Raw genomic sequence first — 19,895 nt, 5'->3', positions numbered from 1 at the left:
GGGCCGTAGCACGGGACCGGCCTGAGCTGCACCGAAGACTCCATATAGGTCTATTTCGGACATTACTCCGAAGTTGGGTAGTACGTCACATCCTTGCCAGCCGTGCCGAGCGCGGCTAACCATTGCTGTCGTTGCCGGGAAGCAACGGGCCGGACCGAGCGGAACTCCGCCGGAACCGCCCGGTCCACCCGGAGCGCGGGGCTCACGCCCCACCGCCACCGCGACCATCGCGGCCGGCACGACCATGACCCCCAGGGAAAGAGTTCCTTTCGTATGACCATGGCCATCCGCACCCGCATCGCCCGCCTGCGCACCCTCGCCATCACCGGTATCGCCACCACCGGCGCCGCGGCCGCGGCACTGACCCTGATGCCGACGAACGCCCAGGCCGCCGAGATGCCCCAGGTGCACGCCGCCGCCGTGGCCAAGGCCTCGAACGGCAGCGCGGCCAAGTCCGGTTCCGGCAACCTCGACGGCTGGATCAAGCAGTCGCTGGCCATCATGAAGGCCAAGGGCATCCCCGGCAGCTACGAGGGCCTGAAGCGCAACATCATGCGCGAGTCCGGCGGCAACCCGAACGCCCAGAACAACTGGGACGTCAACGCCAAGAAGGGCACCCCGTCCAAGGGCCTGCTCCAGGTGATCGACCCGACGTTCAACACCTACCACGTGGCCGGCACCGCCCACAGCGTCACCGACCCGGTGGCCAACATCACCGCGGCCGCCAACTACGCCGCCCACCGCTACGGTTCGATCGACAAGGTGAACTCCGCGTACTGATCCGTCGCGGCCCCCGCACCGAAGGCCGGTGCCGGCAGCTCCACGCTGCCGGCACCGGCCTTTTCGACGTCCTTGCGCGGATGCGACGTCGGTCACGAATCGTCCGCCGTCCCGAGCCCGGTGAGCGCGCCGACCGGATCGAGGTCGGGGGTGCCCCGCGGCCACCAGTCGTCCTGGCCGGGCTCGGACTCGTAGCCGTACCACAGGCCGTCCCGGCCGAGACGGAGCTGGACGTGGCCGCGCGGGTGCGTGAGCCGGTTGTGCCAGGGCCGGAACGCGGGCAGGTCGGCGGCGAGCAGCAGCGGGCGCGCCCGGTCGAACCGGCCGGCCGGCGGGTCCCACGGCTCCTCCAGCACGGCCAGCCCCTCCGCCCCGCCCTGCCGCCAGGCGGCGACGGCCCGCGCGAGATCGCCGGGGGTACGGCCGGTCGCCGCCGCCAGCGTCGCGTACAGCGCGCGCGTGGTGACGGTCAGGCCCGAACCGGGACGGGCCGCGGCGAGCCGGACCGCGTCCTGCCAGGGGCTCAGCTCGCCGACCGGATCGCGCCCGGTGGCGAGCAGCGCGTGCGCACGGGCGGCGGCGTCGGTCGCCAGCTGGTCCAGCGCGAACGGATCGGGGCCGCCGGGCGCCGCGGGGTACGCCGGGGGCTGCTCGGGGTGCGCCGGCGCCGGCAGGGGCGGCGGCAGCGGCGGAAGCGCCCGCGCGGCCAGGGCCTCGCTCGCCCGTATGCCGGGCAGCGACGCGGGCTGCCGCTCCCGGGCGGCGCGGGCCGCGCGGGCCGCGTTGCGCCGGGACAGCGCGTCCAGCAGCTCCCGCTCGCCCCGGCCGCGGAGCAGGAGCAGGACGAAGGGGTCGGCGTCGAGCAGCCGCGCCGTCTGGTAGCACAGGGCGGCCGCATGCTTGCAGGGGTGGCCCGAGTCGGGGCAGCTGCACCGCGGGACGAGGTCGCCCGGGCCGGGCAGCAGCGGGACACCGCAGTCCGCGAGCGACTGGGGCAGCTCCTTGTCCAGCAGGGCGGCGATATGGCCCGGCCGGTCGGCGGCCGCGTCCAGGAAGCGCTCCCACTCCTCCTCCGCCAGCGGGCGCACCCGCACCTGGACCCGGTACGGGCGGGGCCTGCTGCCGCGCACATAGGCGAGGACCAGCCCCGGGGTCACGGTGATCGCGTCCACGTGCCCCTGGTCGGCGTATCCGCGGCCGCGCGCCACCCGCTTGGCGTCCAGCGCGCCCCGCTCCAGCGCCGCCGTCCATGCGTTGCCCCACCATGTCGCCGCGAACGCCGCGTCCTCCCCCCCGGCCGTCCGGGGCGCGAACGCCGGGAAGGTGCGCCGCAGTTCACCGTCCCGGTGGGGGGTTCCCATGGTCGGCGGCACGTGCGGGACGGCACCCGCGGCCGGCGCACCGGGCTCGGGCGGGGCGGGAACCGGCTCGGCGGGGGCGGCTTCGGCGGGGGCGTCCTCCTCCGGTGCGGCATCGGCCTCCGGGGGCATCCGGAAGGCGTTCCGCAGGAAGTGCCGCATCTCGCCCGCGGCCTTGAGGCGGGCGGCCCGGGCGGACTCGGCGGCGTCGGAAGGAGCCGGGGAAGGGGAGGCGGTACGGGCCGCGGCGGCACCCGGCGGACGCCGGGCGCCCCGCTGCCCCGCGCGCCCGGACCCGGCCTCCGCCTCCGCACGCGACGCCTCGCGGCGCGCGGCCCGCAGCGCCTCCCGGGCGATGTCGCCGGGGCGGGGGCGGGGACCGGCGGCAGGGCCCGGAGCCGCGGGACGGGGGCCGGGTTCCGGCGCGCGGTCCTCGTCCCTCGGCTCCGGGCGCTCCATGCCGTTGTCGGTGGCCGCGCGCAGGGCCGCCCGTGCGGCATCGGCGGGCCTCGCCGCAGGAACCGCACCGGAGCCCGCGCCGTCCGGACGGATGCCGTCCCCGGGGCGCACGGCCTCCTCGGTTCCGGTCACGCCACCGGGACCGGCGTCGCCGAGGTCCGCGCGGTCGTCGCCGTCCGGCTCACCGGCACGGCCCGCCGTGTCCCACGGACCCGCGCCGCCGTCGTGTGCCGGGTCACCCGCGGGGCTCGGCTCCGCGCCGGGGCCCTCACCACGGCTTTCCGGGTCCCGCTCGTCAGGCTCGTACGGCTCCGCGCCGGGCGCGGGGCGGTCCCCCGCGCCCCCGCCGGCCCGCTCGTCGGGGCCCGTCCGCGCCCGTCGCCGCGCCTCGCGGAGGGCCTGGCGGGCGAGGTCGGCCGGATGGGCGCCGGTGGGGGTCATGGGGTGCTCCGCAGGGAGACGAGGTCGGACAGCTCGCGGTCGGTCAGTTCGGTGAGGGCACTCTCGCCGGAGCCGAGGACGGCGTCGGCCAGCGCCCGCTTCGCGGCGAGCATCTCGGCGATGCGGTCCTCGACCGTGCCCTCGGTGACCAGGCGGTGGACCTGGACGGGCTGGGTCTGGCCGATCCGGTAGGCGCGGTCGGTGGCCTGTTCCTCGACGGCCGGGTTCCACCAGCGGTCGAAGTGCACGACATGACCGGCGCGGGTGAGGTTGAGGCCGGTGCCCGCGGCCTTCAGGGAGAGGACGAGGACCGGGGTCTCGCCGCTCTGGAAGCGGTCGACCATGCGCTCGCGCTCCGGCACCGGGGTGCCGCCGTGCAGCAGGTCGACGGGGATCGCGCGGGCGGACAGATGACGGGTGATGAGGCGGGCCATGCCCACGTACTGGGTGAAGACCAGCGCGGAGCCGTCCTCGGCGAGGACCGTGTCCAACAGCTCGTCCAGCAGGGCGAGTTTGCCCGAGCGGTGGTGCAGGCGGTCGGTGCCCGGCTCCTCCTTGAGGTAGAGCGCCGGATGGTCGCAGATCTGCTTCAGGGCGCCCAGCAGCTTGAGGACCAGCCCCCGGCGGGCGATCCCCTCGGCGGTCTCGATGGCCAGCATCGACTCGCGCACCACCGCCTCGTACAGCGCGGCCTGTTCGCGGGTGAGCGGGACCGGGTGGTCGGTCTCGGTCTTGGGCGGCAGTTCGGGGACGATGCCGGGGTCGGACTTCTTGCGGCGCAGCAGAAAGGGGCGGACCAGGCGGGCGAGCCGGTCCACGGCCTCCGGGTCCTCGCCGTTCTCCACCGCGCGGGCGTGCCGGGCGCGGAAGGACTTCAGGGGGCCGAGCAGTCCGGGGGTGGTCCAGTCGAGCAGAGCCCACAGCTCGGAGAGGTTGTTCTCGACCGGGGTGCCGGTGAGCGCCACGCGCGCGGGGGCCGGGATGGTGCGCAGCGCCTTGGCGGTGGCCGAGAAGGGGTTCTTGACGTGCTGGGCCTCGTCGGCGACGACCATTCCCCAGGCCCGGTCGGCGAGTTGGGCGGCGGCGGAGCGCATGGTGCCGTAGGTGGTGAGGACGAAGCCGCCGTCGAGTCCGTCCAGGGTGCGGTCCGCGCCGTGGAAGCGGCGGACGGGGACGCCGGGGGCGAAGCGGTTGATCTCCCGCTGCCAGTTGCCGAGCAGCGAGGCGGGGCAGACCACCAGGGTGGGTTCGGGGCGGGCCCGTTTCAGGTGCAGCGCGATGAGGGTGACGGTCTTGCCGAGGCCCATGTCGTCGGCGAGGCAGCCGCCGAGGCCGAGGGAGGTCATCAGGTCGAGCCAGGCCAGGCCGCGCAGCTGGTAGTCGCGCAGGGTGGCGGCCAGCTCGGCGGGCGGCGTGGCCGGGGCGAGGCCCGCGGTGAGGCGGTCGCGCAGGGTTGCGAGGGCGCCGGCGGGGACGGCCGGCACGGTCTCGCCGTCGACCTCGGCGGTGCCGGTGAGCGCCACGGACAGCGCGTCGACCGGGTCGAGCAGGCCGAGCTCGCGCTTGCGGGCCTTGCGGACGAGGGCCGGGTCGACCAGGACCCAGCGGTCGCGGAGTCGTACGACCGGGCGGTGCGCCTCGGCGAGGGCGTCCATCTCGGCCTCGTCCAGCGGGTCGCCGCCGAGCGCGAGCTGCCACCGGAAGCGCAGCAGGTCCTCGCTCTCGAAGAAGCCGGTGCCGTCGGTCGCGGAGCCGGGGGCGGGCCGCACCACCGCGGTGGCGGTGAGGTCGCGGGCGAGGTCCCGGGGCCAGTGCACGGCGACCCCGGCGGCGCCGAGCCGGCCGGCCGCGACGCCGAGCAGATCGCCCAGCTCCTCCTCGGAGAGGGCCAGTACGTCGGGCACGTCCTGCTCGGCCAGCCGGTCCAGGGGCGGCCACACCCGGGCGGCGCGGCGCACGGCGAGGGCCGCGTCCACCCGGGCCCGGGGTCCGAAGGCCGCGTCGGCCTCGCCCGCCCACAGTGCGGCGGCGTCGGCCACCAGGGTGGGGTCGGCGAGGCTGTGGACCTGGACGATCGCCGCTCCGGCGGCGCGGGCGCCCGCGCTCGCGCCGGTGTCGAAGGTGTCGTACGCGGACAGGTCGAGGCGCAGCGAGATCCGTACGCCCGCGTCCATGCCGGCGGCGACCTCGGCCGCCCACTCGTGCGCGTGCGGCAGTGCCTGGGGTGCGCGGGCGGCGAAGGGACGGCCGGCGGCGTGCGGGGCCGCCGGGGTGCGGGGCAGGGTGTCGGCGACCGCGTCCAGGAAGGAGCGGACCAGGGCCTCCGGCTCGGGCAGCCGCAGCGGCCCGGAGCCGGGCAGGGGCACGGCGTGGCCCTCCGGGGGCAGGGCGGCGGCGATGGCGCGCAGATGGGCGATGTCGTCGGGTTCGAGCGGGCCGGCGCGCCAGGCGTCGTGGCCGCTCGGGGTGAGGCCGGGCAGCAGGCGGCCGCGGGCGACCAGCCGCAGTGCGTGCAGGGCGGCGGCGCCCCAGCAGGCGGTGGCCGGGTGGGCGGCGCGGTCGCGGCGGGCGTGGACCAGCAGGGGCAGGGCGCGGTCGAGCGGGAGGGTCAGCGCGGGTACCCGCCTGCGGCGCACCCCGGCTCCGTGGGGACGTACGACCGTCAGCTCGCCGGAGTCGCCGGCCGTGGCGGGCAGCGGGTCGCCCGCGGGGTCCCAGAAGGCGAGGCGGCCCTCGCGCGGGAGGGGCGCGGGCAGGTAGACGCAGGCGAGGCGCGCCGGGACCGTGTCCCGGGAACCCTCGGCGGGCTCGGCCACCGCAGCCGTGCCGCTCATACGTACCGCCACCTCCCGTCCGTACGTCGGATCAGACGTCTCCGACTCTACGGGCGGGGTCTGACAATCGGCCCCGGCCGCCCGGTCCGCGGCCCGGCTACGGGACCGTCCGGGAGACCACGTACACCATCGGATAGGTCGGGTCGGCCAGGTTCACGACCACGTCCTGGGTGGGGGCCGGGTTCTTCTGGGTGCGGGTGAGGCCCCACCAGGAGCCGGGGCCGGTGAAGTCCCAGCCGCTGACCTTGCGGTCGCGGGCGCCGACGGCGATGTCGCCCTTCTCCAGCTCGTCCCTGCGGGAGCCGATGGACTGCAGGAAGCTGTCGAGACCGGCCTGGTTGGTGCGGAACTGCACGTAGAGGCGGCTGGTCTTCCAGTTGTTCGTCTCGTAGGAGGCGACGCGGTCGGCGGGGTGCGGGACGTTCACCTGGTAGAGGCGGCGCTGCACCTTCGACGGCCAGCCCTCGGTGAGGCCGGTCGCGGAGTACTTGGCCTCCTTGTCCTTGCCGCTGTTGCGGCTCTGGTTGGCCGAGATCACCAGATAGCCGGCCGGCACCCCGATCAGCAGCACGATGATCAGCAGGGTGAGCGCCCGGCGTTTCGCCTTGTGGCGGGGGTTCTCCGGGGGCCGCCGGGCGGGGCCGGGCGGCGCGGCCTGGCGGGGCAGGGAGGTGGTCATGCGGTGTCCCGTTCTCGACGGGCCTGGGCGTAGCGCTCGTAGCGCTCGTACCGTTCCACCCGGCGCCGCTTGGCGCGGCGGAAGCGGCGGGCGACCAGGCGGGCCAGGTCGGCGGCGCCCACCATGCCGGCCTCGGGGCCGAGCTGGGCGCGGGTGATGCGGGCCTCGGGGCGGTAGCCGCGGCCGGTGAGCTGGCGCTTGAACGCCTCCCGGGCGGGGCCGATGAGCAGTTCGTCGGCGGCCGAGACGCCGCCGCCGATGACGAAGCAGGAGGGGTCGAGGGCGGCGGCCAGGTTGGCGATGCCGACGCCGAGCCACTGGCCGATGTCCTGGAGCAGTTCCACGCACATCGCGTCGCCCTCGCGGGCCAGCTCGGTGATCATCGGGCCGGTGATGTCACCGATGTTGCCCTTGACGTGCTCGATGATCCCGTAGGCGACCGGCGAGTCGGCGGCGGCCAGCTCGCGCGCCTCGCGGACCAGCGCGTTGCCGGAGCTGTACTGCTCCCAGCAGCCGCGGTTGCCGCACGGGCAGCGGTGGCCGCCGGGCACGACCTGCATATGGCCGAACTCGCCGGCCACGCCGAACTTGCCGCGCTTGACCTGGCCGTCCTCCAGGATGGCGCCGCCGATGCCGGTGCCCAGCGTGATCATCACCAGGTGGTCCTCGCCGCGCCCGGCGCCGAAGCGCCACTCGGCCCAGGCGGCCGTGTTGGCGTCGTTGTCCACGAGGACCGGGACGGACAGACGGCCGCTGAGGCGGTCGCGCAGCGGTTCGTTGCGCCAGGACAGGTGGGGGGCGAACAGGACGCGGTTGCGGTCGGCGTCGACCCAGCCGGCGGCGCCGATGCCCACCGCGTGCACGTCGTGCCGGTCGGAGAGGTCGAGGACCAGCTCGACGATGGTGTCCTCGACGACCTTGGGGCTCTTGGACTTGTCCGGGGTCTCCGTGCGGAGCTTCTCCAGGATGTTGCCGTCGGCGTCCACGACGCCCGCCATGACCTTGGTGCCGCCGATGTCGATGCCGACGGTGGGCACCCGGGGTGCGGTCAGGTGGGATCGGCGTTCCCTGGTCCCGACCGTGCGGAGCACAGGGGCCCGGCGGGAGCCGATGGGGGCGGTGAGGTCGCGGTAGGTGCTCATCGTTGGTCGATTCTGCCTCACCCGCGGTAAGGGTGCGGTACAGGGCCGGGCCGAGGGGCGGGCGATCCCGGGGGTCTCCCGGTTGACCGCGGCGCCCCTCGGGGGCGTCAACTGCGTTGCAGTTCGTGGCGGAGGGCCTCCAGGTCGGAGCCGCCCGCCATCTGCCGCGTCAGTTCGTCGAGGGTGATCTCGTCGCGTGTGTGATTGCCCACCATGGTGCCCCGGCGCAGCAGCACGAACCGGTCCCCGACCAGGTACGCGTGGTGCGGGTTGTGGGTGATCAGGACCACGCCCAGGCCCTCGTCCCGGGCCGCGGCGACGTACTTGAGGACGACGCCGGACTGCTTCACGCCCAGGGCCGCGGTCGGCTCGTCCAGGACGAGGACCTTGGCGCCGAAGTGGACGGCGCGGGCGATGGCCACGCACTGGCGTTCGCCGCCCGAGAGGGTGCCGATGGGCTGGTCGACGTCCCGCAGGTCGATGCCCATGCGCAGCAGCGCCTCGCGGGTGGTGCGGCGCATCAGGCCGGTGTCGAGGCGCTTGAAGGGGCCGCTGCCCTTGCGGGGCTCGGAGCCGAGGAAGAAGTTGCGCCAGACCGGCATCAGGGGCACCACGGCCAGGTCCTGGTAGACGGTGGCGATGCCCCGGTCCAGCGCGTCGCGCGGGGAGGCGAGGCGGGTCTCCTCGCCGTCGACGGTCAGCGTGCCGCCGTCGTGCTGGTGCAGTCCGGCGATCACCTTGATCAGGGTGGACTTGCCCGCGCCGTTGTCGCCGAGGACGCAGGTGATCTCGCCCGCGTGCACCTGGAGGGACACGCCCTCCAGGGCGCGGACGTTGCCGTAGTGCTTGCTGACGTCGGTCAGCTCGACCAGGGCCGCGGGTGTCTTGGTCTGCGTCATGCCGTCGCCTCCGCGCGCTTGCGGACCCAGGCGTTGAGCAGGGTCGCGAGGAGCAGCATCGCTCCGAGGAAGAACTTGAACCAGTCGGGGTTCCACTCGGCGAAGACGATGCCCTTGCTGGTCATGCCGAACAGCAGGGCGCCCACGGCGGAGCCGATCGCGCTGCCGTAGCCGCCGGTGATCAGGCAGCCGCCGATGACGGCCGCGATGATGTAGATCAGCTCGTTGCCGACGCCCTCGCCGGACTGGACGGCGTCGAAGGAGAAGAGCAGGTGCTGGCCGGAGATCCAGGCGCCGAACGCGACGCCCATGTAGAGGCCGATCTTGGTCTTGGCCACCGGGACGCCGACCGCGCGGGCCGCGTCCTCGTTGCCGCCGACCGCGAAGATCCAGTTGCCGACGCGGGTGCGCAGCAGGATCCAGGAGCCGAGGGCGACCAGGGCGAGCCACCACAGGATGGTGATCTTGAAGTCGACCCCGCCGACGGTGACCGTGGAGGCGAAGACGGCGCGGGCGCTGGAGAAGCCCTCCATGTCGGCGATGGTCTTGGTGGAGACCGTGCCGTCGATCAGCTTGGTGAAGCCCAGGTTCATGCCGCACAGCATCAGGAAGGTGCCCAGGGTGATGATGAAGCTGGGCAGCTTGGTGCGGGTGAGCATGAAGCCGTTGAAGGCGCCGACGGCCAGTGTGACGAGGAGCGACACGCCGACGCCGACCCAGGTGTTCGCCGTCATCTGGTAGCTGAACATCGAGGAGATCAGCGCCGCGGAGGTCACCATGACGCCCGCCGACAGGTCGAACTCGCCGCCGATCATCAGGAGGGCCACCGGTACGGCCATGATCCCGATGGTCGAGGAGGCGTACAGGACGGTGCTGAGGCTGGAGGCGCGCAGGAAGCCGTCGGCGACGAAGGCGAAGAACACGAAGACGGCGAGGGCGCCGACGACCGAGCCCAGTTCGGGGCGGGCGAGGAGCTTCTTCAGCGGAGAGGTCCGAAGGATCCTTTCGTCGGCCACTTGTTCATCGGTCTTGCGTTCGGCGGTCGCGCTCATCGGGTGCCCCGCTCGGTGTACGCCGCCAGCGTGGCCGCCTGGTCCTTGGTGATGATCTGCGGGCCGGTCAGCACCGGCTTGCCGCCGCCGAGGACGTCGCCGTTGTACTTGTAGGCCCACAGCAGGTCGACCGCCTCGTAGCCCTGGAGGTACGGCTGCTGGTCCACGGCGAAGCCCAGCGTGCCGTTCTTCAGGGAGGCCGCGACCTGGGCGTTGAGGTCGAAGGTGTCCACCTCGGCCTTGCTGCCCGCGTCGCCCTTGGCCTTCACCGCGGTGTCCGCGTACGGCGCGCCGAGGGTGACGACCGCGTCCACGGACTTGTCGGCCTGGAGCTTGGCCTCGATGGCGGACTGCACGTCCGGCATGTTGGTGCCGTTGACGTAGAGCTTCTGCGTGGTGCCGTGGAAGGTCTTGGCGACGCCGTCGCAGCGCTGCTCGTGACCGACGTTGCCCTGCTCGTGCAGCACGCACAGGGCCTTCTTCTTGCCCCGCTTGTTCAGCTCGTCGCCCACCGCCTCGCCGGCGATGGTCTCGTCCTGGCCGATGTGGGTCAGCGCGCCGAAGGCCTTGGACTGCTCGGAGCCGGAGTTGACCGTGATCACCGGGATGCCGGCCCTCTCGGCGCGCTCGACCGACGCCTTCATGGCGTCCGGCTTGGCGAGGGTGACGATGATCCCGTCGACCTTCTTGTCGACCGCCGCGTCCACCAGCTGGGCCTGCTGCTGCGCGTCGTCGTCGTGCGAGTAGAGGAAGTTGATGTTGTCCTTGACGGCGGCCTGCTTGGCACCGCTCTGCACGATGTCCCAGAAGGTGTCGCCGTCCCCCGAGTGCGTGATCATCGCGAAGGTCCAGCGGGGCGTGTTCACCGCCGCCCTGCCCTGGGCCACGGCGGCCTTGCGGGCGTCCTCGGCCCGCTTCCCGCCGGTGCTGCTGCAACCCGCCAGGGACACCGAGAGTGCCCCCGCGACTGCCATGACTGCCCAGGTACGAAACCGTGCCACGAGGCCGTGCCCTTCTCCCTGTCGCCGGCTGTGGCCGGCTGTCCTTGCTCCGACGTGCGTAAGGGGCGGGCGACCTCACCGTCGGCGTGTCCCGGCGGCGACCTCACCAGCCCCAAACACTTCAGTATCGGTCATCGGCCGGGTCGGGAGTGCGGCCGGGGAGGAGATCCCGGTCACCTTGTCCGGACAATGCGACGAACCCTGGGCCGTCGTCAGGGGCGCACGAGCAGCTGGAACTCGAAGGAGTAGCGGGCCGGGCGGTAGGTGTGGTCGCCGAACTCGACCGCGCGGCCGGTGTCGTCGAAGGTGGTCCGCCGCATGGTGAGCAGCGGCGCGCCCTCGGCCTCGCCGAGCCGGTCGGCCTCCATGGCGGTGGCGCCCCGGGCGCCGATCGACTGGCGGGCGCTGTGCAGGGTGATCCCGGCGGCGCGCATCAGCCGGTACAGGCCGGTCGCCTCCAGCTGGGCCGTGTCCAGGTCGAACAGGCCGGGCGGCAGGTGGTTGACCAGATAGGCCATCGGCTCGTCGTGCGCGAGCCGGAGCCGTTCGACGCGGTGCACGTCGCCGCCCTCGGCGACACCGAGCGCCGCGGCGATCTCCGCGGAGGCCGGGACGACCGTGTTGACCAGGACCTTGGTCGCCGGGCGCTGCCCGGCCGCCTCCAGGTCGTCGTAGAGGCTGCTCAGCTCCAGGGGGCGCTTGACCTGGCTGTGCACGACCTGGGTGCCGACGCCCCGGCGGCGCACGAGGAGGCCCTTGTCCACGAGGGACTGGATGGCCTGGCGGACGGTGGGCCGGGACAGTCCGAGCCGTGCGGCCAGTTCGATCTCGTTGCCCAGGAGGCTGCCGGGAGTCAGGCCACCGCGCTCGATGGCGGCCTCCAGCTGCTGGGAGAGCTGGAAGTACAACGGCACCGGCGAGCTACGGTCCACACGGAGGTCGAGCGCGACGGTCGGGTCCACAACAGGTTTCGGCACGGGCCCGAGCGTAGCCGCGTGACGGGTTGACGGGAAGTCGTGAAGTCCGGTTGTCCTGACATGCGAATTGACAGGGCACCGGCTCCGCCCCCACTTTGTTCCCATGCGCATCGGCGTCATCGGTACGGGCCGCATCGGGACCCTCCACGCGAACACGCTCAGCCGTCATCGCGAGGTCGGATCGCTGATCCTCACGGACGCCGATCCGGCGCGGGCCCAGCGGCTGGCGCAGCGGCTGGGCGAGACGGCGGCGCCGGGGGTGGACGAGATCTTCAGGTGGGGCGTGGACGCGGTGGTGATCACGACGGCGACCGCGGCGCACGCCGAGCTGATCGGCCGGGCGGCCCGCTCGGGCCTGCCGGTCTTCTGCGAGAAGCCGATCGCCCTGGACGTCCCGGGCACGCTCCAGGCGCTCGCCGAGGTGGCGGCGGCCCAGACGGTGCTCCAGATGGGCTTCCAGCGGCGGTTCGACGCCGGATACGCGGGCGCCCGCGAGGCGGTACGCTCCGGGCGGCTCGGCCGGCTGCACACCGTCCGCGCCCTGACCTGCGACCAGTCCCCTCCCCCGGCCGACTGGCTGCCGCTGTCCGGCGGCCTGTTCCGGGACACGCTCATCCATGACTTCGACGTCCTGCGCTGGGTGACCGGCCGCGAGGTGACCGACGTCTACGCCACCGGCTCGGACGCCGGCCCCGCGATGTTCCGGGAGGCCGGCGACGTCGGCACGGGGGCGGCGCTGCTCACCCTGGACGACGGCACCCTGGCCACCGCGAGCGCGACCCGGGTGAACGGCGCCGGCTACGACGTCCGCATGGAGCTGGCCGGCGAGCACGACACGGCCGTGGTCGGTCTGGACGACCGTACGCCGCTCGCCTCCACCGAACCGAGCGGGCCGCCGCCCGCGGACAAGCCCTGGACCGGCTTCCTGGAGCGGTTCGCCCCCGCCTACGAGGCCGAACTGTGCGCCTTCGTGGACGTGCTGCGCGGCGAGCGGCCCAATCCCTGTGACGGGCGGCAGGCCCTGGAGGCGCTGCGGATCGCCGAGGCCTGCGAGATCTCGCGCCGGGAGCGGCGGGCGGTGGCGCTCGGGGAGATTCCGGGGGCGTAGGGCCGGCGTGCGGGGCCGCCGCACGGCGGCGGTGCCTCCAGGGGGCCTCGCTACCAGCGCACCGGCAGGGTGCGCAGGCCGCGCATGAGCATGCCCGGCAGCCACTCGCCGTGGGGGCCGTCCAGGGCGAGTCCCGGGGCGCGTTCCAGCAGGGTGGCGATGGCGGTGCGGCCCTCCAGGCGGGCCAGGGGCGCGCCGAGGCAGTAGTGGATGCCGTGGCCGAAGGCGAGGTGGCCGCGGGTGTCGCGGCGGATGTCGAAGCGGTCGGGGGCGGGGAACCGGGCGCCGTCGCGCTGGGCCGCGGTGAGCCCGATCATCACGTGGTCGCCCTGTTCGATCCGCACGCCCCCGAGCTCCAGCGGCTCGGCCGCGTACCGGAACGTGGCGTTCTCCACCGGGCCCTCCCAGCGCAGCGCCTCCTCCACCACGCCGTCGATCAGGCTCGTGTCGGCGCGCAGGGCGGCGAGTTGATCGGGGTGGGTGAGCAGCGCGAGGACGCCGTTGCCGATGAGGTTGACCGTGGTCTCGTGTCCGGCGATGAGCAACAGGAAGGCCATGCCGCGCAGTTCCTCGGGCGAGAGCCGGTCGCCGTCCTCGGCGGTGGTGCGGACCAGGTCGCCGAGCAGGTCGCCGGTGGGTCCGGCACAGCGTTTGTCCTCGATCAGTTCGGTGAGGTACTCGCCGAGGCGGACGACCGCCTCGTGCTCCGCCTCCGGGTCGGTCGGGGCGACCACCTGCGAGGAGATCTCGCGGAACTCGGTGCGGTCCATCTCGGGGACGCCGAGCAGTTCGCAGATGACGGTGAGGGGCAGCGGGTAGGCGAGGGAGGCGATGAGGTCGGCCCTGTCGTGCGCCAGCATCTCGTCCAGCAGGTCGTCGGTGATCCGCTGGACGCGCGGGCGCAGTTGCTCGATGCGGCGCATGGTGAAGGCGCGGGTGACGAGGCCGCGCAGCCGGGTGTGCTGCGGCGGGTCGGTGCTCAGCAGGTGCCTGCCGATCAGGTGCTGGTCGACGAAGGTGACGCCGATCTTCGCGCCGTCCTTGGCGAGCCGGGGGTCGGCCAGGGCGGCGCGCGCCTCCTCGTACCCCACGACCAGCCAGGTCTCGTAGCCCGCGTCCGCGCCCGGCGGCCGGACGCGGTGCACGGGTCCGGCCTCGCGCAGCCGCGCGTACACCGGATGCGGGTTCCGGCGGAACGCCTCCCCGTACTCCCCCAGATCGACGGTCTGCCGCCTGTCCATGGCTCCCCTTCCGGACTCCCCCGAGGCCCGCCGGGCACGTCCCGGTACAGAGGGAACGCGCGCGCGACCGGATCGGTGCCCGTTCCCCGGAGAATTCCGTGCCGGCCCGGACACGACTCGCCCCGCGGCCGATGGGTGGGGGTGGGTGGCCGCGGGGCGAGGCTCTGTGTCGGTCAGCAGCCGAAGTCGATCAGGTCGAACGTGGCGTAGTGGTCGGAGGTGTAGTAGTCCTCCTGGTTCTGCTCGCCGGTGACGATGCGGCGGGCACCGCGGGTGGAGGAGCCGGGGGTCTTGACGGTGTACTCGTGGTAGTACCCGGACGGCTGGTCGGGCAGGACGCCCTCGCGGTTGGAGAAGACCGTGCCGTCCTGCGAGTACGGGTAGGGACCGCCCTGGGCGATGAGGCCGAGGGTGTCGTCGGCCTCCGGCGGCAGGGCGCTGTGGCAGATGCTGCCGACGGAGGCGGCGGACGCGGGTACGGCGTGGGCCGTCGCGGTGGAGACGGGCACCGCGCCCGCCGGGCCGGCGGAGACGGTGCCGCCCACGAGGAGGGCGGACAGGACTGCGGCTGCGGCGCCGATCCGAGCGGCGCGTGGGGGGATTCGCATGCCGTCATGATGACGCGCGTAGACAAGGACATGTCAACGACACCGTCGAAGATTCCGCCGTCGGTCAACCCTGTTTTTCAGCGAGTTCACCTTCCTCCTCCGGACGGCCACACGAGGCGCACAGGGCGGTCACGGGAGGCACGTTCGAAGGACGCCGGGCGGGGGCGGTGCGGCTCAGCCGGCGTGGGTGGAGAACAGACCGCCGGTCGGGCCCTGCTTGTCGCCGCCCTGGGCCTTCTTCAGGGCGTTGGCCAGACTCTCGATGGTCAGGGACTGGAGGATCACCCGGCCGTTGCCCTCCAGGGTGGCCAGGGACAGGCCCTCGCCGCCGAAGACGGCGTTCATCAGCCCCTGCCGGTTGAGGCCGCCCACCCGCTGCACGCCGTACTGGATGCCCTCCTCGAAGGCGACCACACAGCCGGTGTCCACCTCGATGCGGCCGCCGAAGTCCGCCGGGTTGAGGTCGATGAAGTTGCCCGCGCCCGCGATGATCACCGTGCCGTACCCGGTGAACTTCTCCAGGACGAAGCCCTCGCCGCCGCTCATGCCGGTACGGCCGCCCGCGAAGGCGATGCCGAACTCGACCGTGGACTCCGCGGCCACGAAGGCGTCCTTCTCGGCGAACCAGGCACGGTTGCCGTCGAGTTCCAGCGCGCGCATCTCCCCCGGGAGCACCCCGGCGAAGCCGACTGTGCCCTGACCGCCCTGGGCGGTGAAGTACTGGAACGCCAGCGATTCGCCGGCCAGCATCCGCTGCCCCACCTGCATCGCGGTGCCCATGGCCTGGCGCAGCAGCCCGCCCATGCCGCCGCCCGAGCCGCCCTGCTGCTGCCCACCGCTCCCGGACGGCCCGGACAGCCGGGTCTCCATGGTCACGTTCGTGGTCTTGAACAGGAACTTCCCCGCCTCGCAGTACACGGTCTGCCCGGGGTGCAGGTTGACGACCGCCATCTGCATGGCGTTGCCGACGATCTCTTGCTGAAGGGTCACGCCCGGAAGAACGCGGGAGAGGGGGCGAAGAGTTCCGGCCGGGGCCGACCGGGCCGCGCGTTCGCCGTCGGCGGACGGGGAGCGGACGGGACGACAGGGGCGCGGCGCCACCGTCGCCGGGGCCGTTGTCAGTGCCCTGCGTCATGATGCGGGGCAGGTGACGGCCCGTCGTCCGGCATGGGCTCCGGAGGCCGTCGACGGGGTGAGGAGGGGTGCCGTGCGCAGGCCGGTCACAGGAGAGGTGTACGTCCACCACGGCCGGATGTACGTGGAGAGCGATCCGGACGCCGTGGGCCCGGACCTGCACGAGGCGTTCGCGGGCCAGCGCGGGGGCTGTGCGGGGCCGCGGTCCCGGGTGCGCTCTGGCTGACCACGGGGCTGCACACGGGAGGCGTCGGCCTCGATGTGGAGGTGCACGACGAGGCCCCGCCGGTGGACCCCTCCTGGGAGGACGTGGTGGAGGTGTCCTTCCGCCCGGTGTCGCGACGCACCAGGCTGGTGCTGCGGGCGGGCGAGTCCGCGTGGGACCTGGGTCTCGCCCCGGCCGACTACCGGGTGCGGTACTGCGCCCGGGGCATGGACAAGGGGAGCAGGCTGGACGCCAGAGGGGACAAGGAGCCGCGCGCGGACAGCTATCTCCTCCAGTTCTGGCCCGGGCCGCCGCGCCCGGACCAGGTGGTCCGCCAGACCTCCCGGATCGCCGCCTGCCGGCACCGCTTCGCGCGCGAACTCCCGCCGCCGCCCGTCCCCGAGGAGCGCGCCGAGCGCGAACGCCTGGCCCGCGAGGCGGAGGAACGGGCCGCGGAGGAACGGCGACTGCACCACGAGCGGTGGGAGTGGGGCGGGCGGCTGCCGAGCGGACGGCTGCGCGCCGTCGGCGGCAACGTCCGGGGTCTGCTCCGGTTCGACAGCGACCTGGTGCACGCGCTGGACGCGGCGGGCCCCGACGTCCAGCGCACGACGGCGGTGCTGGCCGCCCACCGGGCCTGTGAGGCGGCGGGTCTGACCGACGTGCCGTGGGTCGCCCGGGCGCTCACCGCGGTGTCACTGGGCCGGCCGCTGCCGCCGCCCTTCGACGACCCCGCCCTGATGCGCGAAACCCTGCGCCGCGACCCGCGGGTGCCGGACCGTTCGGTGCTCGGGGCGGTACCGCCCGAGCGTCCGCCCTACCGGTCACCGGGCGGGGGCGAGTACGACACACCGGTGTTCGTGCACGGCACCACCGGGCCGAGCGGGCGGGGGCCGATCTCACAGCCGCACTTCGCCCTGCCCGCCGTGCTCGCCGCCGCGGACCCGGCCCCGCTCAGGGCGGCACTGGACGCGGTGTGGCACGCGGTGCACACCTACGGCGAGCACTACCCGCGGCTGCTGGCGGAGGTCCGGTCGGGGTGCGTCGGCCCGCCTCCGGGGGACGGCTGACCGCCGACCACCACCCCCTCACCCCTGCGTGATCGCCTCCGGGGCGCCCAGCCGGGGCGCGCGGGACGGCGGGGCCAGGGTGCCGTCGACCGGGTCGTGGTGGATCCGCTCCGGGGGGAGGTTCAGGGCGGTCAGGTTGTAAGCCGTGGCGGTGACCATCATGGGCGGGCCGCTCAGATAGGCGATGTGGCCGGACCAGTCGCCGTGCCGGGCGACCGCGTCGGCCACCGAGGCGTCGGCGGCGGCGCCGGGGCCCTCGCCGATCACCGGGACGACGCGCAGCCAGGGGCAGTTCTTCTCCAGCCGGGACAGGGTGGCCGTGTCGTAGAGGTCGTCCAGGCTGCGGGCGCCGACGAACAGGTGGGCGCCGCGGCGCAGGGAGCGCCGGGACAGCTCTTCGACCAGCGCGCGGGCGGTGGCCCAGCCGGTGCCGCCGGCCACGATGAGGACGTCGCGCGAGGGGTCGTTGTCCAGGGTCATGGTGCCCTGGGCGGGCCCGAGGCGGAGCGGGTCGCCGACGCGGGTGCGGCCCACCAGCGCGTCGCTGACCCCGCCGGGCCCGGTGCGGCGGATGTGGAACTCCAGTTCGCCGTCCTGGCGGGGCGCGCAGGCGATGGAGTACGGCCGCCAGGTGAGGGGCAGCAGCGGGCTCTGGATGCGGGTGTACTGCCCGGCCTGATAGGGAAACGGTTCCGCGGTGTGTACGCGGAGCACCGCGAGGTCGGGGCGGCGCAGCTCGTGGGCGGTCACCGTGCCGTTCCAGTACGGCGGTTCGGCCAGCGCCCCGGCCGCGCCGTCGACCATGGCCGCGACCGCGAAGCGGAGCATGCGCAGCCACGCCTGCTCCATCTCCTCCGTCCAGCGCTCGCCCGCGTTGCGCCGCAGGCCCTCGGCGAGCGCGTGCTCGAACACCTCGAAGTGCACCGGTTGGACGCCCAGTTTACGGTGGTCGCGGCCCAACCGGGCGCAGAAGTCGGTCACTTCCGCCGGCCGGTCGAGGTGTTCGATCAGGTACCAGAAGGCCCGCTCCAGATGGACCCGCTGGAACTCCATGGAGTCCGGGAAGAGCGACCGCAGATACGGGTGCCGCTCGAACATGGCGTCGTAGAGGTGCCCGATGAGGTCGGCGAACGGGGTGACCAGCGGCAGGTGGCGGGTGATGATCCGCTGGTCGGCCGCGCCGTCGTACGACCGCGCGAACTCCCGGTGCCCGGCCCGCGGGTGTCCCGGGCCCGGGTCGGGCCGGCCGGTCGAGGACAGGAGCCGCCGGCGCAGGCGCATCGCGTCCCGCCGGGCGAGGAGCGCGTGGTACTCGTCGTGCGCGTCGCTTCTGGTGCTGTTCACGGGCTGGCTCTCTCCCTGCGGTACGTCGCGCGCCGCCGTCCCGTTCCCGGCCCCCGTCGCCCGGCGGTCGTCGGCGCGCTCTTTCGGCGCCGTCTTCGCGTGGACCGCACGGGCGGCCGCGGTCACGGTCGCCCGTGCGCCGTCCCGTCGGCGCGGGCGAGTCCGCCGCCGGCCGGAGCCGATGGCGGTGGACCGTGTCCCACGACGCCGGTGGTCCGGCCGGAAGACGCGCCAGTATTGCACCGCGGGCCGGGTGCCGTCCGGCCCTGGCCGACAGGGCCGTTCGGCCCTGTTCACCCCCGCCACCAGCTGGTTTTCTACGGGGTACGGCACGCACCGTGGACAGCGCGAGGGGCGGGCCTCCGCCTCCCCGCGGTGCCCGCCCCTCGATCCGGGTGACGATCGCTCAGCCACCCAGTTCCTGGTGGCGCGCGGCCAGCCGGGCCGCGCCGGACTCCGTCGGCGAGCCGTACAGGCGCAGCCGGGAGATGCCGCCGTCGGGGTAGATGTCGATGCGGGCGTGGGTGCCCACCGCCGGGTCCGCGAGGACGAACCGGTGGTTGGTGTCGGGCTGGAGGCGGGTGCGGGGCAGGATCTCGCGCCACTCGCCGTCCTCGCCGTCGCGCACCGAGACCGACGCCCAGCCGGCGCTGTTGCCCTTGAGGTACGCGGTGTCGATCTCCAGGGCGCGGATCTGGGACTGGGTGACGAGCCGGTAGCGGATCCAGTCGTTGCCCCGGTCGCGGCGGCGGCGGGTCTCCCAGCCGTCGTCCATCTTGCGGGAGCGGCCGGGCTGGATGGTGTTGGTGGCCGGGGAGTAGAAGAGGTCGGAGGCGTCCTCGACCCGGCCGCCGTTCTCCAGCGCGACGACGTCGAAGGTGCCGAGCGCCGCCAGCCACGCGGGATCCGGGGCGACTTCGCCGTAGACCCGCAGGCGGGCGATGCCGCCGTCGGGGTGCTGGTTGACGCGGACGTGAGTGAAGCGCTGTTCCACGGAGACGGCGAAGCCGTTCGCGGCGTGGCCGCCGACGGGCGTGCGCGGCACCAGGGTCGTCCACTTGACGTCGCCGGAGAGGAGTTCCTCGGGCGCGGGCGAGCCCGGGACCGAGGCGGCCTGGACGGAGACGGCCTGCGGGTAGTTGCCGCGGAAGTGGGCGGTGTCCACGACGACCCCGCGGATCACTCCGGGGGCGCCGAGGCGGACGAGGGCCCAGTCGTGGTCCTCGTCGGTGGGCCAGGGGTCCTGCGGGCCGGTGCCGCGCCGGCGGCGGGTCTCCCAGCCGTCCATGATCTTGCCCTTGTGGCCGAAGTGCTCGGGGTCGAACTCGGCGCGCTCGGGTACCAGCAGGTTCTCGCGCTGGGCGAAGAACTCGTCGTTGGCGGCGACGACACCGGCGCCGAGGCGCCGGTCGGCGAGGTTGGCGTGCCGGGTGAAGGGGAAGTCGGCGGTGCGGTAGTCCGCGTACGGGTCACCGCCTCCGTAGGGGTTCGCGTCGCCGGTGAAGCCTGAAGTCGCCGTCACGGTGATCAGTGGTTCCTTTCGGGAGTCGGCCGGGCGGATGC

The 19,895-nt window shown here is 74.0% G+C and carries 17 protein-coding genes; 4 read left to right on the top strand and 13 right to left on the bottom strand.

Annotated features, from left to right (window positions below; translation table 11 throughout):
- Positions 1-279 precede the first annotated feature (279 nt).
- Positions 280-780, top strand: coding sequence for a transglycosylase SLT domain-containing protein (locus tag BLW85_RS30555; protein ID WP_177329969.1), 501 nt, complete (start codon positions 280-282; stop codon positions 778-780).
- 92 nt (positions 781-872) lie between these two features.
- Here BLW85_RS30555 and BLW85_RS39815 read toward each other — a convergent pair whose 3' ends face one another.
- The 8 genes from BLW85_RS39815 to BLW85_RS30515 all read right to left on the bottom strand — a co-directional run bounded on the left by BLW85_RS39815 (position 873) and on the right by BLW85_RS30515 (position 11,607).
- The gene (locus BLW85_RS39815) at positions 873-3,038 is read right to left on the bottom strand and encodes an SWIM zinc finger family protein (protein WP_208624920.1); all 2,166 of its coding nucleotides are present in this window, start codon (positions 3,036-3,038) and stop codon (positions 873-875) included.
- Positions 3,035-5,872, bottom strand: a complete 2,838-nt coding sequence (locus BLW85_RS30545) for a DEAD/DEAH box helicase (RefSeq protein WP_074994120.1) — start codon at positions 5,870-5,872, stop codon at positions 3,035-3,037. Before BLW85_RS30545 ends, BLW85_RS39815 begins: the two co-directional genes overlap by 4 nt.
- A gap of 97 nt (positions 5,873-5,969) precedes the next feature.
- On the bottom strand, positions 5,970-6,551 hold the full coding sequence (locus BLW85_RS30540) for a sugar kinase (RefSeq protein ID WP_070025646.1): 582 nt from the start codon (positions 6,549-6,551) through the stop codon (positions 5,970-5,972).
- Entirely contained in the window at positions 6,548-7,693 is a 1,146-nt protein-coding gene (locus tag BLW85_RS30535) for an ROK family glucokinase (RefSeq protein WP_070025645.1), read from the bottom strand. Before BLW85_RS30535 ends, BLW85_RS30540 begins: the two co-directional genes overlap by 4 nt.
- Before the next feature lie 107 nt (positions 7,694-7,800).
- On the bottom strand, positions 7,801-8,592 hold the full coding sequence (locus BLW85_RS30530) for an ATP-binding cassette domain-containing protein (RefSeq protein ID WP_070025644.1): 792 nt from the start codon (positions 8,590-8,592) through the stop codon (positions 7,801-7,803).
- Positions 8,589-9,644: an ABC transporter permease gene (locus BLW85_RS30525; RefSeq protein WP_074994117.1), complete on the bottom strand. Its 1,056-nt coding sequence runs from the start codon at positions 9,642-9,644 to the stop codon at positions 8,589-8,591. Before BLW85_RS30525 ends, BLW85_RS30530 begins: the two co-directional genes overlap by 4 nt.
- Positions 9,641-10,645 carry a sugar ABC transporter substrate-binding protein gene (locus BLW85_RS30520; RefSeq protein WP_074994115.1) on the bottom strand — a complete coding sequence of 335 codons (1,005 nt, stop codon included), beginning with the start codon at positions 10,643-10,645 and terminating at the stop codon, positions 9,641-9,643. The genes BLW85_RS30525 and BLW85_RS30520 overlap by 4 nt, the downstream gene beginning before the upstream one ends.
- 212 nt (positions 10,646-10,857) lie before the next feature.
- On the bottom strand, positions 10,858-11,607 hold the full coding sequence (locus tag BLW85_RS30515) for a GntR family transcriptional regulator (protein ID WP_070025641.1): 750 nt from the start codon (positions 11,605-11,607) through the stop codon (positions 10,858-10,860).
- A 118-nt stretch (positions 11,608-11,725) separates the two neighbouring features.
- Here BLW85_RS30515 and BLW85_RS30510 point away from each other — a divergent pair, with 118 nt between their 5' ends.
- Positions 11,726-12,730, top strand: coding sequence for a Gfo/Idh/MocA family protein (locus tag BLW85_RS30510; RefSeq protein WP_074994114.1), 1,005 nt, complete (start codon positions 11,726-11,728; stop codon positions 12,728-12,730).
- Between the two features lie 50 nt (positions 12,731-12,780).
- Here the strand turns inward: BLW85_RS30510 and BLW85_RS30505 are convergent, their stop codons facing one another.
- The 3 genes from BLW85_RS30505 to BLW85_RS30495 form a co-directional block, all read right to left on the bottom strand.
- On the bottom strand, positions 12,781-13,971 hold the full coding sequence (locus tag BLW85_RS30505; protein ID WP_074994112.1) for a cytochrome P450 family protein: 1,191 nt from the start codon (positions 13,969-13,971) through the stop codon (positions 12,781-12,783).
- Between the two features lie 173 nt (positions 13,972-14,144).
- A complete protein-coding gene (locus BLW85_RS30500) occupies positions 14,145-14,579 on the bottom strand; it encodes a guanyl-specific ribonuclease (protein ID WP_070025638.1) in 435 nt (144 codons plus the stop codon).
- Between the two features lie 174 nt (positions 14,580-14,753).
- On the bottom strand, positions 14,754-15,569 hold the full coding sequence (locus tag BLW85_RS30495) for an AIM24 family protein (protein ID WP_071828572.1): 816 nt from the start codon (positions 15,567-15,569) through the stop codon (positions 14,754-14,756).
- A 217-nt stretch (positions 15,570-15,786) separates the two neighbouring features.
- Between BLW85_RS30495 and BLW85_RS40315 the strand changes: the two genes are divergently transcribed.
- Together BLW85_RS40315 and BLW85_RS30490 are read left to right on the top strand one after the other, a co-directional pair.
- Positions 15,787-15,939 (top strand): hypothetical protein, encoded by a 153-nt coding sequence (locus BLW85_RS40315; protein WP_244174938.1) that lies wholly within the window; start codon positions 15,787-15,789, stop codon positions 15,937-15,939.
- A gap of 41 nt (positions 15,940-15,980) precedes the next feature.
- On the top strand, positions 15,981-16,988 hold the full coding sequence (locus BLW85_RS30490; protein ID WP_244174937.1) for a hypothetical protein: 1,008 nt from the start codon (positions 15,981-15,983) through the stop codon (positions 16,986-16,988).
- Positions 16,989-17,006: 18 nt separating this feature from the next.
- On the opposite strand, the gene BLW85_RS30485 is transcribed toward BLW85_RS30490, so the two are convergent.
- Positions 17,007-18,332, bottom strand: coding sequence for a globin domain-containing protein (locus BLW85_RS30485; RefSeq protein ID WP_244174936.1), 1,326 nt, complete (start codon positions 18,330-18,332; stop codon positions 17,007-17,009).
- A 406-nt stretch (positions 18,333-18,738) separates the two neighbouring features.
- Entirely contained in the window at positions 18,739-19,854 is a 1,116-nt protein-coding gene (gene alc, locus BLW85_RS30480) for an allantoicase (protein WP_074994109.1), read from the bottom strand.
- Between the last annotated feature and the right edge of the window lie 41 nt (positions 19,855-19,895).

The organism is Streptomyces misionensis (assembly GCF_900104815.1).
Taxonomy (GTDB): Bacteria; Actinomycetota; Actinomycetes; order Streptomycetales; family Streptomycetaceae; genus Streptomyces; species Streptomyces misionensis.
Note: the sequence above shows the minus strand (reverse complement) of the source record. Positions and strands in the feature narration are given on the sequence as shown.